This is a genomic window from Streptomyces poriferorum, from assembly GCF_019399235.1.
GTDB lineage: Bacteria > Actinomycetota > Actinomycetes > Streptomycetales > Streptomycetaceae > Streptomyces > Streptomyces poriferorum.
Window position 1 is genome coordinate 24,083 of sequence record NZ_JAELVH010000025.1, and the last position, 16,173, is coordinate 40,255.

At 69.7% G+C, this 16,173-nt stretch carries 15 protein-coding genes and 3 pseudogenes; 5 read left to right on the top strand and 13 right to left on the bottom strand.

Annotation, left to right across the window (positions count from 1 at the left end; translation table 11 throughout):
• Nucleotides 1-124 precede the first annotated feature (124 nt).
• The 5 genes and pseudogenes from JGS39_RS07335 to JGS39_RS07350 form a co-directional block, all read right to left on the bottom strand.
• Nucleotides 125-1,402, bottom strand: coding sequence for an erythromycin esterase family protein (locus JGS39_RS07335; protein ID WP_219567933.1), 1,278 nt, complete (start codon nucleotides 1,400-1,402; stop codon nucleotides 125-127).
• Nucleotides 1,403-1,449: 47 nt separating this feature from the next.
• Nucleotides 1,450-1,917, bottom strand: a pseudogene (locus tag JGS39_RS07340) (CatB-related O-acetyltransferase); the annotation flags it as partial.
• 24 nt (nucleotides 1,918-1,941) lie between these two features.
• Nucleotides 1,942-2,268, bottom strand: a pseudogene (locus JGS39_RS41840) (aromatic-ring hydroxylase C-terminal domain-containing protein); the annotation flags it as partial.
• On the bottom strand, nucleotides 2,265-3,200 hold the full coding sequence (locus JGS39_RS07345) for a GNAT family N-acetyltransferase (protein ID WP_219567934.1): 936 nt from the start codon (nucleotides 3,198-3,200) through the stop codon (nucleotides 2,265-2,267). The pseudogene JGS39_RS41840 and the gene JGS39_RS07345, both read right to left, overlap by 4 nt.
• A gap of 317 nt (nucleotides 3,201-3,517) precedes the next feature.
• Nucleotides 3,518-3,922 (bottom strand): helix-turn-helix domain-containing protein, encoded by a 405-nt coding sequence (locus JGS39_RS07350; RefSeq protein ID WP_308120233.1) that lies wholly within the window; start codon nucleotides 3,920-3,922, stop codon nucleotides 3,518-3,520.
• Between the two features lie 554 nt (nucleotides 3,923-4,476).
• Between JGS39_RS07350 and JGS39_RS42160 the strand changes: the two genes are divergently transcribed.
• The 4 genes from JGS39_RS42160 (at nucleotide 4,477) to JGS39_RS07370 (ending at nucleotide 7,595) form a co-directional block, all read left to right on the top strand.
• Complete coding sequence (locus JGS39_RS42160; RefSeq protein ID WP_219567935.1) at nucleotides 4,477-4,704, top strand: NfeD C-terminal domain-containing protein; 228 nt, start codon at nucleotides 4,477-4,479, stop codon at nucleotides 4,702-4,704.
• 60 nt (nucleotides 4,705-4,764) lie between these two features.
• The gene (locus JGS39_RS07360; protein ID WP_219567936.1) at nucleotides 4,765-5,955 is read left to right on the top strand and encodes an SPFH domain-containing protein; all 1,191 of its coding nucleotides are present in this window, start codon (nucleotides 4,765-4,767) and stop codon (nucleotides 5,953-5,955) included.
• Nucleotides 5,956-6,504: 549 nt separating this feature from the next.
• The gene (locus JGS39_RS07365) at nucleotides 6,505-6,999 is read left to right on the top strand and encodes a COG4315 family predicted lipoprotein (RefSeq protein WP_219567937.1); all 495 of its coding nucleotides are present in this window, start codon (nucleotides 6,505-6,507) and stop codon (nucleotides 6,997-6,999) included.
• A 65-nt stretch (nucleotides 7,000-7,064) separates the two neighbouring features.
• A complete protein-coding gene (locus JGS39_RS07370) occupies nucleotides 7,065-7,595 on the top strand; it encodes a DUF6529 family protein (protein WP_219567947.1) in 531 nt (176 codons plus the stop codon).
• Between the two features lie 133 nt (nucleotides 7,596-7,728).
• Here JGS39_RS07370 and JGS39_RS41845 read toward each other — a convergent pair whose 3' ends face one another.
• Both JGS39_RS41845 and JGS39_RS07380 read right to left on the bottom strand, forming a co-directional pair.
• Nucleotides 7,729-8,469, bottom strand: coding sequence for an IS3 family transposase (locus tag JGS39_RS41845; RefSeq protein WP_219567938.1), 741 nt, complete (start codon nucleotides 8,467-8,469; stop codon nucleotides 7,729-7,731).
• Complete coding sequence (locus JGS39_RS07380) at nucleotides 8,466-8,768, bottom strand: transposase (protein WP_219567939.1); 303 nt, start codon at nucleotides 8,766-8,768, stop codon at nucleotides 8,466-8,468. The genes JGS39_RS41845 and JGS39_RS07380 overlap by 4 nt, the downstream gene beginning before the upstream one ends.
• 266 nt (nucleotides 8,769-9,034) lie before the next feature.
• On the opposite strand from JGS39_RS07380, the gene JGS39_RS07385 reads away from it, so the two are divergent.
• On the top strand, nucleotides 9,035-9,727 hold the full coding sequence (locus JGS39_RS07385) for a maleylpyruvate isomerase family mycothiol-dependent enzyme (protein WP_219567940.1): 693 nt from the start codon (nucleotides 9,035-9,037) through the stop codon (nucleotides 9,725-9,727).
• 62 nt (nucleotides 9,728-9,789) lie between these two features.
• On the opposite strand, the pseudogene JGS39_RS41850 reads toward JGS39_RS07385, so the two are convergent.
• The 6 genes and pseudogenes from JGS39_RS41850 to JGS39_RS07410 all read right to left on the bottom strand — a co-directional run.
• A pseudogene (locus JGS39_RS41850) lies at nucleotides 9,790-10,023 on the bottom strand (IS5/IS1182 family transposase); the annotation flags it as partial.
• A 336-nt stretch (nucleotides 10,024-10,359) separates the two neighbouring features.
• Nucleotides 10,360-11,475, bottom strand: coding sequence for a Gfo/Idh/MocA family protein (locus JGS39_RS07390; protein ID WP_219567941.1), 1,116 nt, complete (start codon nucleotides 11,473-11,475; stop codon nucleotides 10,360-10,362).
• A gap of 1 nt (nucleotide 11,476) precedes the next feature.
• Nucleotides 11,477-12,523: a Gfo/Idh/MocA family protein gene (locus JGS39_RS07395; RefSeq protein ID WP_219567942.1), complete on the bottom strand. Its 1,047-nt coding sequence runs from the start codon at nucleotides 12,521-12,523 to the stop codon at nucleotides 11,477-11,479.
• A gap of 79 nt (nucleotides 12,524-12,602) precedes the next feature.
• Nucleotides 12,603-14,003, bottom strand: a complete 1,401-nt coding sequence (locus tag JGS39_RS07400) for an amidase (RefSeq protein ID WP_219567943.1) — start codon at nucleotides 14,001-14,003, stop codon at nucleotides 12,603-12,605.
• On the bottom strand, nucleotides 14,000-15,226 hold the full coding sequence (locus tag JGS39_RS07405; RefSeq protein WP_219567944.1) for an NADH:flavin oxidoreductase: 1,227 nt from the start codon (nucleotides 15,224-15,226) through the stop codon (nucleotides 14,000-14,002). The genes JGS39_RS07400 and JGS39_RS07405 overlap by 4 nt, the downstream gene beginning before the upstream one ends.
• Nucleotides 15,227-15,242: 16 nt before the next feature.
• Nucleotides 15,243-16,173, bottom strand: a 931-nt coding sequence (locus tag JGS39_RS07410; protein ID WP_219567945.1) for an oligopeptide/dipeptide ABC transporter ATP-binding protein, incomplete at its 5' end; no start/stop codon positions are given.

The following is a 16,173-nucleotide window of genomic DNA, read 5'->3' on the forward strand; positions in this document are numbered from 1 at the left end:
TGGTTGCTGCGCAGATCGGCCGGGACCCGTTCACTTCACACTGCAGACCCGGTGGGAAATCGCAGATACACCGGGAAAGGACACGGATCGTGGCAATCGACGATGAGATCGGTGAACCTGCTGGTCATGGCTTTTCCAGGTTGGTGGTGGTGGAGGCGGGTGTGCTGAGGATGCCGTCAAAAGCGTCGACGACCTGGGTGTGCTGGTAGACGTTCTGCATCCGAATGCGGTCGGGGCCGTTGAGCTGCTCAGCCCGGGCTTGACGAAGACCGGCGACGGCGTGGCCAAGACCGGCCTCAGCGAAAGCCGATTCGACGCTTCCCGGCGCGGGTGGCTCCAGCGGGGTGTCGTGGACGGTGAATCCGAAGGGAGCGGTCTCGTCGCGACGCATGTCGGCGGTGTGGCCGGTGACGCTGGTCAGGCCAAGGGCGAAGTACGCGTCACCGAGGGCGTGGTGCAGGTGCTGCCCCATGGGAAGTCCCGTGAGGTGGCCGTCGAAAGCGATAGGCGTCCTCTGGAGGTGGGCGTTGTGGGCCATCAGCACGACGCGGTCTGTGGGTTCGAGCCGGTCGAGGTGCCACAAAAGGGACTCCGCCATGTACAAGTCGCGGGCAGAGGTGTCGGCGGTGAGCCCGTCTCCGGCGAAGAGGCCCGCCATCGCACGGAAGGTGTAGTCGCCGTGGCAGGCGGCCTCCAGGCAACGCAGGGAGGTGTCGTAGCCGTGCCGGTCTCCGCGGGAGAGATACAGCGGCTTCAGGGCACGAAACCGGATGAGCAGTCGCGCCAGAAGTGCGCTGAGGGTGTCCTGTTCGTTGGTGGTCAGACGCGCCCATGCGGGTGCGGCCACTGCTGCGGAGTCAGCGGCGAAGGAGGCGGCGATCGTGGTCACGCTCTGGAGCGCCGGCAGGGTCTCCGGATCGATGTGGCGAAGGTAGTCGGTGACCGGTGTCAGGGCGGGAAGCAGCGATCCGCCAGCCGCCGGGATGTCGATTCCTGCGAACCGCACCGGCTCTGCGGCGGTGCGGTTGTGGCGGCGGAGAAAGCGCAGCGGATCCTGGAGCCCGATGGGGACCGCGTTCGCCAGGAGCGTGGAGAGGCCGTCGTCCGTTCCCGAGCCGCGGGTCCAGGCATCAAGGGGTAGGGCCTCGCAGAAGCCGTACTCGAAGGCCAGGACGGTGAAGCCGCAGCGTTCAACGAGGAACCGCAGGATGCGTTGGCGCATCACGGCGAACTCGTCGATGAAGTGTGAGTGTTCGCCGAGGCCGACCACACGGGCACCCTCCAGGAGGTCGCGCAGCGGTTCCAGGTCGTCCAGGGGCGCTGTCGGGTCGAGGTGCCGGAGTGGGGTGGCATGGCCTTTGAGCCAGCCGGCAAAGGTCGGCCGATCAGTGGTGGTGGGCACGGTGGCGGCTCTTTTCCGAGAGGAGGTGATGAGCGCGTGGCGCTGGCCTACGGGTGCGGGTGCGGGAGGCGGGGTGCCGCGTCCTGCAGTTCGTCGACGCTGCCGGACATGAGCGTCCGTACGTGCTCGCTGATGTGCTCCGGGGGCCAGTCCCACCAGGCCAGGGCGAGCAGCCGGGCGACATCGTTGTTGCTGTAGCGACGGCGCAGAAGACGGGCTGGGTTACCGCCGACGACCCCGTAATCGGGCACGTCCCCAGTCACGACGGAGCCGGCGGCGATGATCGCCCCGTGTCCGATGCGTACCCCGGGCAGCACGGTCGCACCGCGCCCGAACCAGACGTCGTTGCCGACAACGGTGTCTCCGCGGCCGGGCAGGCCAGTGAGCAGGTCGAAGTGGTCGCTCCAGGAGCCGCCCATGGTCGGGAAGGCGGGCGTTGTAGGTACGCGGTCGGTGGCAGGCTCTGGTGCCCCAGTTCCTCGTCGGCCCCAGGGAGCCCGAACCAGGCGAGCGGGGTCTGCGGCAGCTCGGACAAGCGCGTGTCGCAGGATGCACCAACGGGTGCGGGCCCAGGCGATAGGGGCATCCGCGCGGATCAGGTTGACTTCGGCAGGCCGGTTGTCCGTTCCGGCGGTATGTATGTCCTCGCGGTGCGCCCATCCCCCCGCGATCTCCCTGAGCTCCGGACGGCCCGCGAGATCGAGGAGCACGTGGCGTGCGGCGTGCATGAGTTCCGCGACACTATTGGCGCCCTGGCACATGTCCAGGGCGAGGCCGGGCACCGAGCGCCCTCGTCCAGCCCTACCAACTGGGGTGGGGAGGTGCCACTCAGCATGCGTTACGGCGCGGAAGCAGCCCCCGCTCACAACCGGCGGGTGAACTCCTGGCGGTCGGCAAAGTTCTCGTAGCCTGCCCGTTCGAAAGCCATGATCATGGCTGTGTTGGCCGCGTCGCAGTCGCCGCGGATCTCCTCGGCGCCCGCTTCGACCAGCAGCCGCGTGCCGCGGGCCACCACCGCCGTCGCGTAGCCGTTGCCGCGGCAGGCGGGAGATACAGCCACCAGGCCGATCACAGCGATCGAGGGGTTCCGGGCGGGGAGGCTGAGAGCGGCCGGCGTGCCGTCCGGAGCGTAGCCGAGTTCCCACCAGGAGGGATCGTAGGAGAACTCCTCCATGTCCGCGAAGAGGCTCTCCGCGGCACGCCGGGCGCCATGCCGGGCGACCCTGGCGGCGAGTTGGGCGTCGGCGCTGGTCGGGATCGCCTCGGCGAGGAGAGCGATGAACGGCTCACGGCCCAGACTGGGCAGCGAATGCCAGGTCAATCGGTCATCATGCGAGACGAGTTCTGCCCCGGAGCGGCGGCGGAAGCGGCGACCGTCCCGGGCGTGCTCGAAGCCCGCCAGACGGAGAAGCTCGGCGCGCCGTTCCGGCTCCGCCTGGTACTGCGGCGGCTGCGTCGGCGAGTCGGTGACGTGCTCCAGCTCCGTGGCGCCGAGCGAGTCGGCCAGGGCGGCGGCCTCCGCCAGCAGCGCCAGGCCGGTGGCCAGGCCGGGTTCGTCCCACGGTGTCTCAAGGAGCACCAGGGCCATCGGGACGTCGTTCCCGGGGAGGGTCCATAGTGCGGTGGCCGCGGTGAGCCGACCGGCCTCGTCCTCCGCGACCAGACACCACTCTGGCCGGGTGCACTTCTTGGCAAGTAGGTCGGTGAGGTAGGCGGCCGTCCCGGCGTTGCGCTCGGGCTGGTCGGAGTGCTCGACGAGGGCAGGTAGTTCGTCTGGGCGCGCTATACGTATATGCATGTACTGGGATCATCCTGTCTCTCGATGACGTAGCTGGCTTTGCATGGAATCGCCACCCGGCACCGGCACGCCTGGCTGCTCCTGTCCTTGCCGAATCGACCACGGGATCCGGGCCTGCGGACTGGGTACTGTCGATCTCCTGCCGCAGCGGTGGAACCCACGACCGATCGCCGGTGGTCGTGGCCTGGCGCAGGGCGGTGCGGCGCAGGCGTCTCATTCCACCGGGCAGCGCACCACCAACACCCCCTCCGCGTCCCTCCCCACCGCCTCGTACTGGTGCGGTACATCCGCCGCCCACCGGGCGTGGCCGCCCGGGCTCACCTCGAACGGGCGGTGGCGGGACCGACCCGCGCCGTGCCGCGGAAGAGCCGCAAGTGCTCTTCCGCGCCCGGCACATGAGCGGCCGAGCGCTGCACCGCGCCGCTCTGGATTCGGATGCGATATACCTCCGACATCGCAGCCGCGTCCTGCACGCGGTCCCTCAACACCACGTGCACCACCGCACCCTGTAGGGGGGCTGGGCCGACGACCATACTGAGCGGCGCATCGAGGGCCGTGGTCAGCGCGTACAGCGTCTCCAGGGACGGATCACGCCGGCCACGCTCGAGTTCTGAGAGCGTGCCCTTGCCGACGCCGGAGCGGCGGGCCAGTTCCGACAGCGACAGGCCACTACCCCGGCGCAGACGGCGCAACCGCTCGCACACCTCCTGGGCCAGTACCACAGTTTTCGCCCCTTGCTGCGCCGGTGATGCATTGTCGTGACACGACTAGCGTTCCATAAACAGAACGTTCTGTAAATGGAACGATCGTGGCGATGCATACGCATCACGGCGCAGGCATGGGTTCGGACTTGGTGAGCGCTTGGTTCGCATCAGGCGTTTGGCTGCGATTCTGAGCGGTCAAGCGGAGCCGCCTGAGCGGTGATTCGCCGGGGAAGTGACTTACACGGCAATCCGTGGACCAGCAATGCACCGGGCTTCCCATGAAAGGGCTGTATGCGAGTCTTTGTCTGATATCTGACTCTGTCATGGGATTGGCGTGCAGGTCGGGGCTGGTGACGATCGCCGGTTGCATGGCGAGGGCGAAAAGGTCAGCGGGCTGTCCCAGCCTGGGCTCTGCGACACTGCGGTCATGAGCCCGGGCCCAGGACGGGAGTACCGTGAAGACATCGGGAGAATTGGCACCGTCGGCTCATGCGCCGTGGCGGCTCTCGATCGGGAACAAGGCCGGAGGCGATCGTCAGTGATCATGAAACGAATGCCCGGCGAGAGGGCCCATGCCCAGCGCTGACGAGTCCTTCCAGAGCCCGGTCGGAGCAATCGGAAGAATCACCGTGGGGATCCCTCCGGATGGACCGGGTGAGGTCTTGGTGGCTGTACGCGGAGGCTCGGAAACGTACGCGGCGTGGTCGCGTACCGACACCACCCTCGCAAGAGACACACGGGTCGTCGTCATCGACTCCATTTCGGCGCGCTCGGTGATCGTCGAGCCGCTGCCGTCCTGAATAGTCGTGCAACGGTCTTGAAAAGTGAGTTGCGTCCCGACGCTCGACGGGAGTTCCCTCATGTTGTTCTGGCAGGTCCCCGCGCCCAATGAGGCCATGCTCATATCCGGTACGAAACGGCAGGCGCAGGCGACACAGTTCCGTATCGTCACAGGTCACGGCAGTTTCGTACTGCCTGTGAAGCAGAAGGCCCGCATGCTGTCCCTGGCGCTGCGGGAAGCGGAGATCGCGGAGGACTGCGTAACCCAGCAGGGCATCCAGCTGAGCGTGCGCGCGGTCTGCGTGTTCAAAGTCGGTGACGACGCGGTTTCAATCGCCAACGCGGCCCGCCGCTTCCTCTCCGAGCAAGAACGGATGGAGGAGCTCGTCGGCCGGATCTTCGCTGGACACCTCAGGTCCATTGTCGGCGGACTGACCGTCGAACAGATCATCCGGGAACGCAACCGGGTCGCCCAGGAGGTGATGGCGGGCAGTCACAGCGAGATGGAGAAACTCGGCATCGTCGTCGACGCGCTCCAGATACAGGAGATCGAGGACGCCACCGGATACATCAACGACCTTGCTGCTCCGCATGCCGCAGCAGTCGCCAGCCAGGCGCGAATCGCCCAGGCCAAGGCCGATCAGGAGGCAACCGAACGCGAACAGCAGGCGGCCGCCCTCAAGGCGGAGTACGAGCGGGACACCGCGATCAAGCGGGCCGGGTTCCTCGCCGAGACCGAGCAGTCCAACGCCCGCGCCGCCCAGGCCGGCCCGCTTGCTCAGGCCCGAGCGTCCCACGAGGTCATCGAAGAACAGACCGCGCTCGCCCAGCGCCAGGCCGAACTGGCAGCCCAGCGCCTCGAAGGAGAAGTCAGGCGCCCGGCGGACGCTGAGGCATACCGACAGCGCACCCTGGCCGAAGCAGCCCGGGACCGTGCCAAGTTCGAGGCTGACGGCAACGCATACGCCGAGCGGACTCTCGCACAGGCCGAGGCCGACGCGAACACCGCCCGTGCTCTCTCGCTGCGCGATGGAAACCAGGAACTGATCGCCGCCAACCGTGTGGTGGAGAACCTGCCGGCCCTCGCCGACTCGGCCGCCCGCGGTATGTCGAGCGCCACACTCACCGTCCTCAACGGCACCGAAGGCGTCAATCAGATCGCCGCGGGTGTTGTCAGCCAGGGCTTGGCCATCCTTGATGCGCTCCAGAACACGAAGAGCCCTGCCGTCAACGGAAAGAGGAGCCTGCGGATTCCCGGCCCGACCCCGTAGCAGCCGGTCCCCTTACGCCCCCGATCCGGCCGGCTGCCTCGGCGTCCAATCGGTCGGAACGGGCCTTGGCACCCTCGTGAGCCGGGGCAGGTTTTCCACGGCGGACAGTCCCGGCGCCAGGCTGTCGCGGTCCCACGCCCGAGTGACGGAGGCCGAGCCAGGGCACGCTGGCGGCCATGACACCAGGCAGGAGGAGCAGCCGACTCCTGAGCCACAGGGCGGACTGGCTATGGAGGAGGCTCTACCACCTGCGGCCAACAACGTGCTCCGGGATGAACACGCCCACCACGTCGTGGGAGCTCTCGCGGTGGATGTCCGTACGTGGTCGACCCGACGGGCCCTGCGGGCATGTCGGTGGAGAAGAACCTGCGGAAGCCGTGCGGGGTGAAGTGGCGCCGGGCGAAGGCGCCGCTCGCCGCGGGGGTATTTATGAGGAAGCGGCGATGCATTGCCGCCGGGTGAGTGGTGTCGACGATGGCGCTGTGAGTGGGCGGGCACAGGCGGGGAGAGACAAAGGGCCACGCAGCACACTCACCAGGGGAGCCCTAGATGAATCGCACCGCCATGGCCACCGTCTGTGCCGCCGCCCTGTTCGCCGCTGCCCTGACCGGGTGCTCCGACAGTACGAGCGACACAGCGGAGGAAGCACACGGCTCCACCCCCAGCGCCTCGCCCTCGAAACCGGCCACCGTCGACACGAAGTCCGTGGACAAGCTCGGCGCCATCCTCACCGACGAGAAGGGCCGCACCCTCTACCTCTTCCTCGCCGACAAAAAGAATAAATCGAACTGCACGGGGGACTGCGCCAAAGCCTGGCCTCCGCTGCTCAGCAAGGGGGACGCCAAGGCCGGCAAGGGCGTGAACCAGAAACTGCTCGACATCACCAAGCGCTCCGGCGGAGACCAGCAGGTCACGTACAACGGCCATTCCTTGTACTACTACGCCGGCGATAAGAAGCCCGGCCAGACGAATGGCCAGGCCCTCGATCAGTTCGGCGCCGAGTGGTACGTCCTGGACGCCAAGGGCAAGCAGGTCGAGAGCTGAGTCGGTAGAGCGGCGTGAGTGCGCAGCAAGGCGAAGCCGACCGCAACACCTTCACCACCAGTGCCGTGCTCGTCGTGCTGCTGCCTATCGCGGTAGCTGTCGGGATCTACCTCTTCGGAGCCCACCACACCCCGCGCTACAACAACGCACTCTTCGGGGAGCATGGCAACGCCGCAGTCGAACTCAAGGCCCAACTCAGCACCGCGCTGCTCGGCCTCGCCCTCATTCAGCTCGGCCTCGCCCTGTGGATGTACGGCCGCGTGCCCGGTGCCCGCTCCGCGCCCCGACCGGTACGCCGGGGCCACCGCGCTCTCGGGTTCCTCGCCTTCCTCTTCTCGCTGCCGATCGCCCACCACTGTCTTACTACCTACGGGATCGAGACGACGTCCCCGCGGGCCGCAATCCACTCCTTCGCAGGATGCGCCCTCTACGGTGCATTCGTGGCCAAGGTGATCGTCGTGCGCAGCAGGCGCCTGCCAGGCCGGCTGCTCCCAGCGATGGGCGCCCTGCTTGTACTCGGCGTGGCCCTCCTCTGGTACACCGCCGCGCTGTGGGCCCTGAACGGAGACTCGGCACCAGGCTTCTCCTCCGTCTGAGGGCGCCCGCTCCGGGCATCACGGTGGCGTTGGTCTGTCCGGTACTGGGCGCGGAGCCCAGCATGGACACTTCCCGCCACAGAGGCTTCGCGTCCGCGTGACAACGCTCTCCCGCGCCGTGGACAGACAGTCTCTACCTCGGGAGAGGGGACTCGCCGTCCGGAGCCTCGGGAGTGGAGTTCAGCAGGCGGAGGCCGGGGCAGGCGTTGTGATCGGCTGTGCGGGGACGGCGAGGCAACTCAGGTTCGACTGGTGCGGTGCATACCCGTCGGGTGTTGGAGTAGTCCTGGCCGAGTCCAGGATGAGCAGGCCGGCCACAAGACGGGATCCCTACGCACGAGGGGTGAGCCGGACCTCGTGTCCGTCGTGTCGGCGTATTCGCCCAGCCGACCACGCGCCGGGAGGCGATGTCGATGACCGTGGCCAGATAGAGCCAGCCCTCGTCGGTCGGGATGTATGTGATGTCGCCGCACCAACGGGTATCGAGCCCGGTGCGGTCGGGCTGGAAGTGCCGGACGATGAGGTCGGGACGGAAGGTGGCCGTGGGATCGGGGATCGTGGCCGCCTGCCGTCGTCGGCCGTGCCGGCCTTGCAGCCCGGCGGCCCGCATCCGTCTTGCGACACGACGCCGGCCGCACCCGGCACCCTCGCGTGCGAGCACGGCATGCACGCGCGGGGCCCCGTAGGTCCCGCGCGATCGCGCATGGACCTCGGTGATCTGCTCGGTCAGCTCGTCATCCCGCACCGCCCGGGGGCCGGGCAGGCCGGAGCGACGGGCATAGAAGGCGGTCCGGGAGACCTTCAGCAGCTCACACGCCCGTGTGACGCTGTGACCTGCGCGCTTCTCCGCCTCGATGAACGGGTGCACCGTCACCGGGTCTCCTTCGCGAAGAAAGCCGTGGCCCGCTTGAGGACGTCGACATCCTCGCGCAGCCTGCGGTTCTCCCGCCGCAACACGGCCAGCTTTTCGCGCTCACTGCTGGTCAGCCCATTGCGCTCGACCGCGACGACCTCGGCCTGCTTCACCCAGTCCCGCACCGCGGTCTCGGTCAGTTCGAAGTCCCTGGCGACCTGCCCGACCGAGCGGTCACCTCGTCGGCACAGACCGACGATCTCGGTCTTCGACTCCGGCGTGAACGAACGACGAGGGCGGTGAGGCTTCTTCTTCCCCATGCTCTCCATGATGGACACCCTCCCGGGGCTGAACCCCTGATCTCGAATGTCCGTCAAAGCGGATCAAGCCCGCCAAGGAGATGGACCCGAAGCCGGGCTGGGTGATCGTCTCCACGGTCGCGGTGGCCAAGGCGGCTGACAGACCATCAGAGGTCCGCGACCGGCGTTGCGTCGCACAATTGCGCTCCGCTCCCTGGGCACCAGCGGAGTAGGCGACGGGTGGGTCCGGGTCGCGATGTCAGTGGGCTGAGTTAGGTTCGCTGGTCATGGACTCGGAATCTCTGTTGCAGCACCTGAGTAACGAACTCGACGCGTTCCGCGCATGCCTCGACGGTGATCTGTCCGTACCCGTCGAACACTGCGGCAAGTGGACGCTCCGCGACTTGGCCGAGCACCTGGGCAGCTCAAATATGTGGGCGGCGGCCGCAGTCACCGAGCAGCACGGCATGTACGAGGCCACCTCGGCTCCGCGTGATCCTGACAAGTTTCTGCGGTGGTTTGAGGAGAGTTCAGGGACTCTGCTCAAGGCCCTCGATACCGACCCGAGTGCGAGCGCCTGGACTTTCCATCCGCCGCACACGGTGGGTTTCTGGCAGCGGCGCCGTGCGCTGGAGGCGCTCATTCACCGCTGGGATGCCGAGAACGCACTGGGCAGTAGTCGACCGCTCGACCCGGTCCTGGCCGGCGAAGGCGTGGCCGAGGTCTTCGACACGATGGCACCAAGGCAGATAGCCCGGGGACGAGCTCAGCACCCGCGGCACGCCCTGCGTCTGCATGCGAAGGACACCGGAACATCCTGGGTGCACGGCCCTGGCACTGCCGTGGCCACGCTCACAGCGACGGCGGAACAGCTGGTACTGCTCCTGTGGGGGCGGATGCGCAGCGCGGATGCCGCCTTTAGCTGGACCGGCGATCAGGAGGCGGGGCTGCGCACCCTGGCTGGCACGTTGACGCCCTGACACAGTTCAGGAGCGGAGCCAGAGGCGGATTGCGGCGACCTGATACCTGTATCGGGTCGTCATCATGCGGTCCCGGTGAGGTCTTTGATCCAGATCAATGAGGCGCGGAGGTGGAGTCCGGCTTGGTAGCTCTCGGGGGCGAAGCGGTTGGCGATGCCCCGCCACGCCTCGAGTTGACTGATCAGACGCTCGACGGTGATGCGCTCCTTTTACAGCCCGGCGTCCTGGGTGACCGGGCGGCCGCCCCGGCTCCCCTTCTTCTTCCGGTTGGCGGCCTGGTCCTTCTTCTCCGGGACGAGCTGGCGACCATCACGTCGCGGCACGGAACCTCTTCAACCGCCTCATGGGCATGCTGCTCCACTGCCTCCAGAACGGTCACACCTATGACGAAGCAATCGCCTTCCCGCAGCCCTCAGTCGGACATATCGCAACGGTAGCTTGACGCTTATTCGCGTGGGATGCCTTGTCGCGCATGCAGGGGCGTGACGTAGCGGGTCGCGGTGACTTCTGTCAGCATTTCGCCAGGCTATACGGCACCGCCGCCTGGAGATCCATGGACCGGTGGTGGAGGGTGCCGCCCGGATCCACACCGGGCGGCGGCGCCCCCGACCCGTTGGCGGCCGCCTCACACGTCAGCGGCTCGAACTCCCGCCGCACACAGGTGCCGACCGGCGCCGTCGGAGCGCGCCGCTGTCACCGGCCGTACGGACGGCGGGGGCGACGGGGGCCCCGCCCTCGCGGCTGGAGGACAGCGCGGCCTCGGCCACCGCGACCGCCGCGTGGATGTCGGCCGCGGTCACCAACGGGGTGCGGCCGTAACGGATGTCGTCGCAGAACTCGGTGAACAGCAGGCGCAGTGCCGTCGTCGCCGCGGGACCCGCGACCTGGTGGGCGGAGCTGTCGCCGCCCGCCGTGCGCACCGTGACCGCCGGAGCGTCCTCGTCCGCGAGCACGTGGCCGTGCGAGCCGAGCACGCGCAGGCTGGAGGAGACCGGGGCCGGACCGACGCCGGCGGGTGTGCGGGCGACGGTCACCGTGGCCACGACTCCGTTGCCCAGGCGGAGCGAGATGACCGCGGCGTCCTCGACGCCGTACGCGCCGTGCGGGCCGTCGAAGAGCGGCGCATGGGGTGCGGCGCTGCTGAAGGCGACGACCTCCTCCACCTCCAGGCCGGTGAGGTAGCGGATCGCCAGGGCCGGGTACCAGCCGAAGTTCATCAGTTCGCCGCCGCCGGACAGGGCGGGGTCGCAGACGAGTTCGGGGCGCTCGACGGTGGCGCCGTCGAGGCCGCCCGCCGCGAGCCACTCGGCGTCGACGGCCAGGGGGAGGCCGATCGCGCCGGAGTCGACCGTGCGCCGGGCACGGGCGATCTGCGGGGAGTGGAGGCGGTGCACGGCGGTGAGCAGCCCGCGCGAGCGATCGGCGGCCTCCCACAGCCGCTGCGCGTCCCGGGTGGTGGTCGCGGCCGGCTTGTCGACGATGACGTGACGGCCCGCTTCGAGTGCGGTCACGGCGAGGTCGGCGTGGCGCGTGGGCTCGCTGCACACGAGGGCGATGTCGCAGGAGGCGAGGCCCTGTTCGAGGTCGAGGAACGGGATGCCGGTCGCGGCGGCCAGGGCCGCGCTGTCGTCGCGGAAGGGGCTGTCTGCGGTGTCGGCGCAGCCGATGACCTCGATGCCGGGCAGGGAGCGGAGCAGGGGCACGTAGTCACGGGCGTGCCGGACCCCGGATGCGATGAGGATCCTCATGTCAGCAGACCTCCTTGACGTCGACGGGGCGGGATTCGTCCGCGCTGAGCTGCGCGGCCAGGGCGGCGGCGAGGGCTGCGCGCACCTGGCGCGGTGCGGTCAGCGGGGCCGCGACGCCGTCCAGCACATCGCGCAGGTGCCGGGTCTGCGCGGTCATCGCGCCCTCGGTCGAGGCGGGGGCGACGGGCGACGCGGACCGCGTCCGGGGCTCGTCCTCACTGCTGTGGTGCAGGGTGCCGGTGGTGCCGGCGAGCATGAGGCGGCGCACGAACGTGCCGCGTTCGACGAGGGCGTAGCACAGCTCGATGGTGGCGAGGGCGCCGCGGGAGAAGCGGACGAGGATCTGGAAGCTGTCGGGGGTGGGCATCCCGGGCGCCCAGGTGCGGCAGGGCCGGGCGAAGACCCGGACCGGTTCGTCGTCCATGAGCCAGGTCAGCAGGTCGAGCGCGTGCACGCCGTTGTGGGCCACATGGCCTCCGGAGCGGGACGCGTCCAGTTGCCAGCCCCGCCAGCCGCCCGGCCAGACGTGCCCGGTGTACCAGGTGAGATGAGCCAGCCGGGGCGTGCCGATCGCGCCCGAGGCGACGGACCTGGCGATCTCCAGGTGGACGGGCTGGAACCGGGCCGTCTGGGCCACGAGCAGCGGCCGGCCCGCGGTCTTCGCCGCGGCCAGGATCCGGTCGGTGTCGGGGACGCTCAGCGCTGCGGGCTTCTCCAGCAGGACCGCCCGGCCGGCCCGGAGGGCGGCCACGCCGAGATCGGCGTGGGACTCCGGGGAGGTGCACACGGCGGTGACGTCGACGGCGTCGGACCAGGCGGTCGCCGGGTCGGTGGACCAGGTGGCCCCCTCGGCGAGCGCGGCCAGTGCGGCGGCCCGTTCGGGATGGCGGTCGACGACGTGGGCGAGCCGCAGTCCCGGGACACCCGCGATCGCGGTGACGTGATCGCGGGCTATGGCCCCCGCGCCGATGACGGCCACGCGGTGGTCGTCGGCCCGCTGTCCGGTATCGCGTGCCTGCTGCGCTCCGGGTACTGGGACGGGGTTCATCCGCGACTCCTCACTCAGGGACTCCTAGACATCGGACATCTTATGTCTGATGTCCAGGAGGGAGTCATCGGGGTCCCCGTCAGGCGGCGGGCGGCGCCCCCCAGGGTGCCGCCCGCTCCAACTGGGCCGCGAGCGCGAGCAGTACACCCTCACCGCCGAGCGGTGCGGCGAACTGGGCGCCCAGCGGCAGGCCCTCGCCGTCGTGGCCGAAGGGAACGGCCATGGCCGGCATCCCGGTCACGTTGTAGACGCTGGTGAAGGCGGAGTAGACGGAGGCGTGCCGGTAGACCGACTCCGGTGCGGTGGTGTCGAGGGTGCCGAGCAGCGGGGTGGGCTGCGCCAGGGTCGGGCTGAGCAGGACGTCGAACCGGTCGAACGCCGCACCGACCTCCCAGCCGATCTCCTGGGCGCGGCGCAGCGCCCGGCTGACGTCGGCGGCGGGCAGGGCGCGGTAGGTGTCGTACACGACCCGGGTGAAGGGCTCGATGTCGTCGTCGGCCAGCGGCCTGGAGAGCTCGGCGAGCCGGGCGTCGATCTGGGCGACGAGGTCGGCCCCCATCAGGACCCCGGACGTGCGGCCCACGTCGGCGGGGCGGTAGCGGGCGGTGGTCTCGACGACGTCGTGGCCGAGCCGTTCACAGAGCAGGGCGGCGGCACGTACCGCACCCGCGCAGTCCGGGTGGACGTCGGGTCCTTCCGGCAGTGCGGTGTACAGGCCGATCCGGAGCCGCCCGGGGTCGCGGCGGGCCAGTTCGGCGAACGGCGCGGCCGGAGCCGGTGCCGCGTACGCGTCCCCGGGCATGGGGCCGGAGACGACGTCGAGGAGCAGGGCGCTGTCCCGGACGGTCGTGGTGACGGCGTGGTGGCCGGAGACCAGGCCGGACAGCGTGGTGGGGCGGGGCGCGGGCGAGACGCGTCCCCGGCTCGGCTTGAGGCCGAACAGGCCGCAGGCGGCGGCCGGGATGCGGATCGAGCCGCCGCCGTCGCTGGCGTGGGCGACCGGGACCATTCCGGCCGCCACCGCTGCTGCCGAGCCGCCGCTGGACCCGCCCGGTGAGCGGGCGGTGTTCCAGGGGTTGCGGGTGGGGCCGAAGAGGACCGGTTCCGTCGAGGCGTTGAGGCCCAGTTCGGGGGTGTTGGTGGTGCCGAGGACGACGGCTCCGGCGCGCCGGTAGCGGGCCACCAGTTCGCTGTCGCGCCGGGCGGTCGCGGCGGCGAAGAGACGGCTGCCGCCGGTCGCCGGCAGGCCCTCCACCTCGGTGCCGAGGTCCTTGACCAGTACGGGGACCCCGTGCAGCGGGCCCTTCGGCAGACCGGCCGCCACCTCGGCGAGCGCGGCATCGAACCGGCGGTGGACCACGGCGTTGAGGCGTGGGTCGTACTCCTCGATACGGGCGATCGCCTGCTCGGTGACGGTACGGGCGTCGGTGTCGCCGTTCCTGACCGCGTCGGCCGTGGCGACGGCGTCCGGGCCCCTCACGCCACGTACCCGGCGGGCTTGCCCCAGGTCTCGCGACGGGTGGTGCCCAGGTCCACGAGCACGCAGCGGGTGCCGGTGAAGTTGGTCGGCATGCACTTGTTGCAGTGGATGCACAGGGACGGGGTGGTGGCGTCCTCGCTGATCCGGTTCACGAGGTCGGGCTCGCGCAGCAGGGACCTGGCCATGGCCACGTACTCGAATCCCTCGCGCATCGCGAGGTCCATGGCCGGCTTGTCGGTGATGCCGCCGAGCAGGATCATCGGGAGCTTCACGGCGGCGCGGATCTGCCGGGCGTCCTCCAGGAGGTAGGCGTCCCGGTAGGGATAGCTGCGCAGGAACCGTTTGCCGACGAGCTTCACCCCGAGCTTGATGGGCTGCGGCATGATCGCGGAGAAGTCGTCGAGCGGGGCGTCGCCCTTGAAGAGGTACATCGGGTTGAGGAGCGAGCTGCCCGCGGTCATCTCCAGGGCGTCGACGGTGCCGTCCTTCTCCAGCCACTGCGTGACGGGGATGGCTTCGTCGAGCCAGAAGCCGCCCGGGACCCCGTCGTCCATGTTCATCTTGGCGATGACGGCGATCCTGCCGCCGACCGCGTCGTGGACGGCCCGCATGATCTCCCGGGCGAACCTGGCCCGGTTCTCCAGGCTGCCGCCGTACCGGTCGGTGCGGTGGTTGACCTTGGGGCTGAGGAAGGAACTGGCCAGGTAGTTGTGGCCCAGGTGGACCTCGACGGCGTCGAACCCCGCGTCGACGGCGCGGCGGGCGGCCTCGGCGTGCGCCTCGGTGATGCGTCGGAGGTCGTCGATGGACGCCTCCTGCGCCCAGCTGATCGTGGTGGCGTGGAAGTGCCTGGACGGGGAAAGGGCGGGGGCGCCGTTGCCCTTGGGGTTGGCGACGGGCCCGCCGTGGCCGATCTGCGCGGAGACCGCGGCGCCCTCGGCGTGCACGGCGTCGGTGAGGACGCGCAGTCCCGGCATCGCCGCGTCGGTCCAGTGGATCTGGTGCCGGTCGGTCCGCCCTTCCTTCGCGACGGCGAGGTACGCGACGGTCGTCATGCCGACACCGCCCCGCGCGTAGGCGACATGGAAGTCGACGAGGTCCTGGGTCACCAGCGACTTGTGGCTGAGCCCTTCGTAGGTCGCCGCCTTGATGACACGGTTACGAAGCTTCAGCGGGCCCAGCCGGGCGGGGGCCAGGACGTCGGGTGTCTCGGTGGGGGTCACGCGTGGTTCCTCTCGGTTATACGTGGTGGCAGGCGACCCGGTGACCGGGCCGGATGTCCCTGAGCGGTGGCTCGGCCTCGGAGCACAGGCCGGTGGCCAGCGGGCAGCGGGTGCGGAAGCGGCAGCCCGACGGCGGGTCCAGGGGCGACGGGAGGTCGGCGGCCGGACCGTCGGACACGGTCGGGTCCGCTACGGCGACCGGGCCGCGCTGGGCCTCGGGGAGCGAGGCGAGCAGCAGCCGGGTGTACGGGTGGACGGCCTCGTCCTGCATGCCGTCGGACGGCAGTACCTCGCAGATCTTCCCGAGGTACATCACCATGACGCGGTCGCTGATGTTCTTCACCACGGACACGTCGTGGGCGATGAAGACCATGCTCAGTCCGCGCCGCCGCGTCGCCGTCTCCAGCAGGTTGAGGATCTGCGCCTGTACGGACACGTCGAGGCTGGAGACGGGTTCGTCGCAGATCAGCACCTCGGGGTCCAGGAGCAGGGCGCGCGCGACGCAGACCCGCTGGCACTGGCCGCCGGAGAGTTCGTGCGGCCTGCGGTCGCGCACGGTCGCCGGGTCGAGGCCGACGTCGCGCAAGGCGGCGTCGATCCGGGTGTCCTTGTCGCGGGGGTCGTCGCCGCTCCCCCAGATCGACAGTCCCTCCCACACCAGGTCCTTGACCTTGCGGCGCGGGTTCAGGGCGGAGACCGGGTCCTGCATGATGATCTGCATCCGGGCGCGGGCCCGGCGCAGCTCCGCGGGGGCGAGGCCGGTGAGGGTCACCTCGCCGAGGCGTACGGTTCCCGAGTCCGGGGGCGGCAGCTGGATCAGGGAGCGGCCGACGGTGGACTTCCCGCACCCGGACTCGCCGAGAATGCCCAGGGTTTCGCCCGCCGCGACCTCCAGGCCGACGCCGGAGACGGCGTGCACCTTGCGGCCCCGGCCGGCCGGGTACTCC

Bases quoted from the DNA above. Each gene is read 5' to 3' on its own strand.
- JGS39_RS07380 (WP_219567939.1), bottom strand. From the start codon at position 8,768: ATGGGGAAGAAGAAGCCTCACCGCCCTCGTCGTTCGTTCACGCCGGAG.
- JGS39_RS07365 (WP_219567937.1), top strand. From the start codon at position 6,505: ATGAATCGCACCGCCATGGCCACCGTCTGTGCCGCCGCCCTGTTCGCC.
- JGS39_RS07345 (WP_219567934.1), bottom strand. From the start codon at position 3,200: ATGCATATACGTATAGCGCGCCCAGACGAACTACCTGCCCTCGTCGAG.
- JGS39_RS07360 (WP_219567936.1), top strand. From the start codon at position 4,765: ATGTTGTTCTGGCAGGTCCCCGCGCCCAATGAGGCCATGCTCATATCC.
- JGS39_RS07385 (WP_219567940.1), top strand. From the start codon at position 9,035: ATGGACTCGGAATCTCTGTTGCAGCACCTGAGTAACGAACTCGACGCG.
- JGS39_RS07390 (WP_219567941.1), bottom strand. From the start codon at position 11,475: ATGAGGATCCTCATCGCATCCGGGGTCCGGCACGCCCGTGACTACGTG.
- JGS39_RS42160 (WP_219567935.1), top strand. From the start codon at position 4,477: ATGCCCAGCGCTGACGAGTCCTTCCAGAGCCCGGTCGGAGCAATCGGA.
- JGS39_RS07395 (WP_219567942.1), bottom strand. From the start codon at position 12,523: ATGAACCCCGTCCCAGTACCCGGAGCGCAGCAGGCACGCGATACCGGA.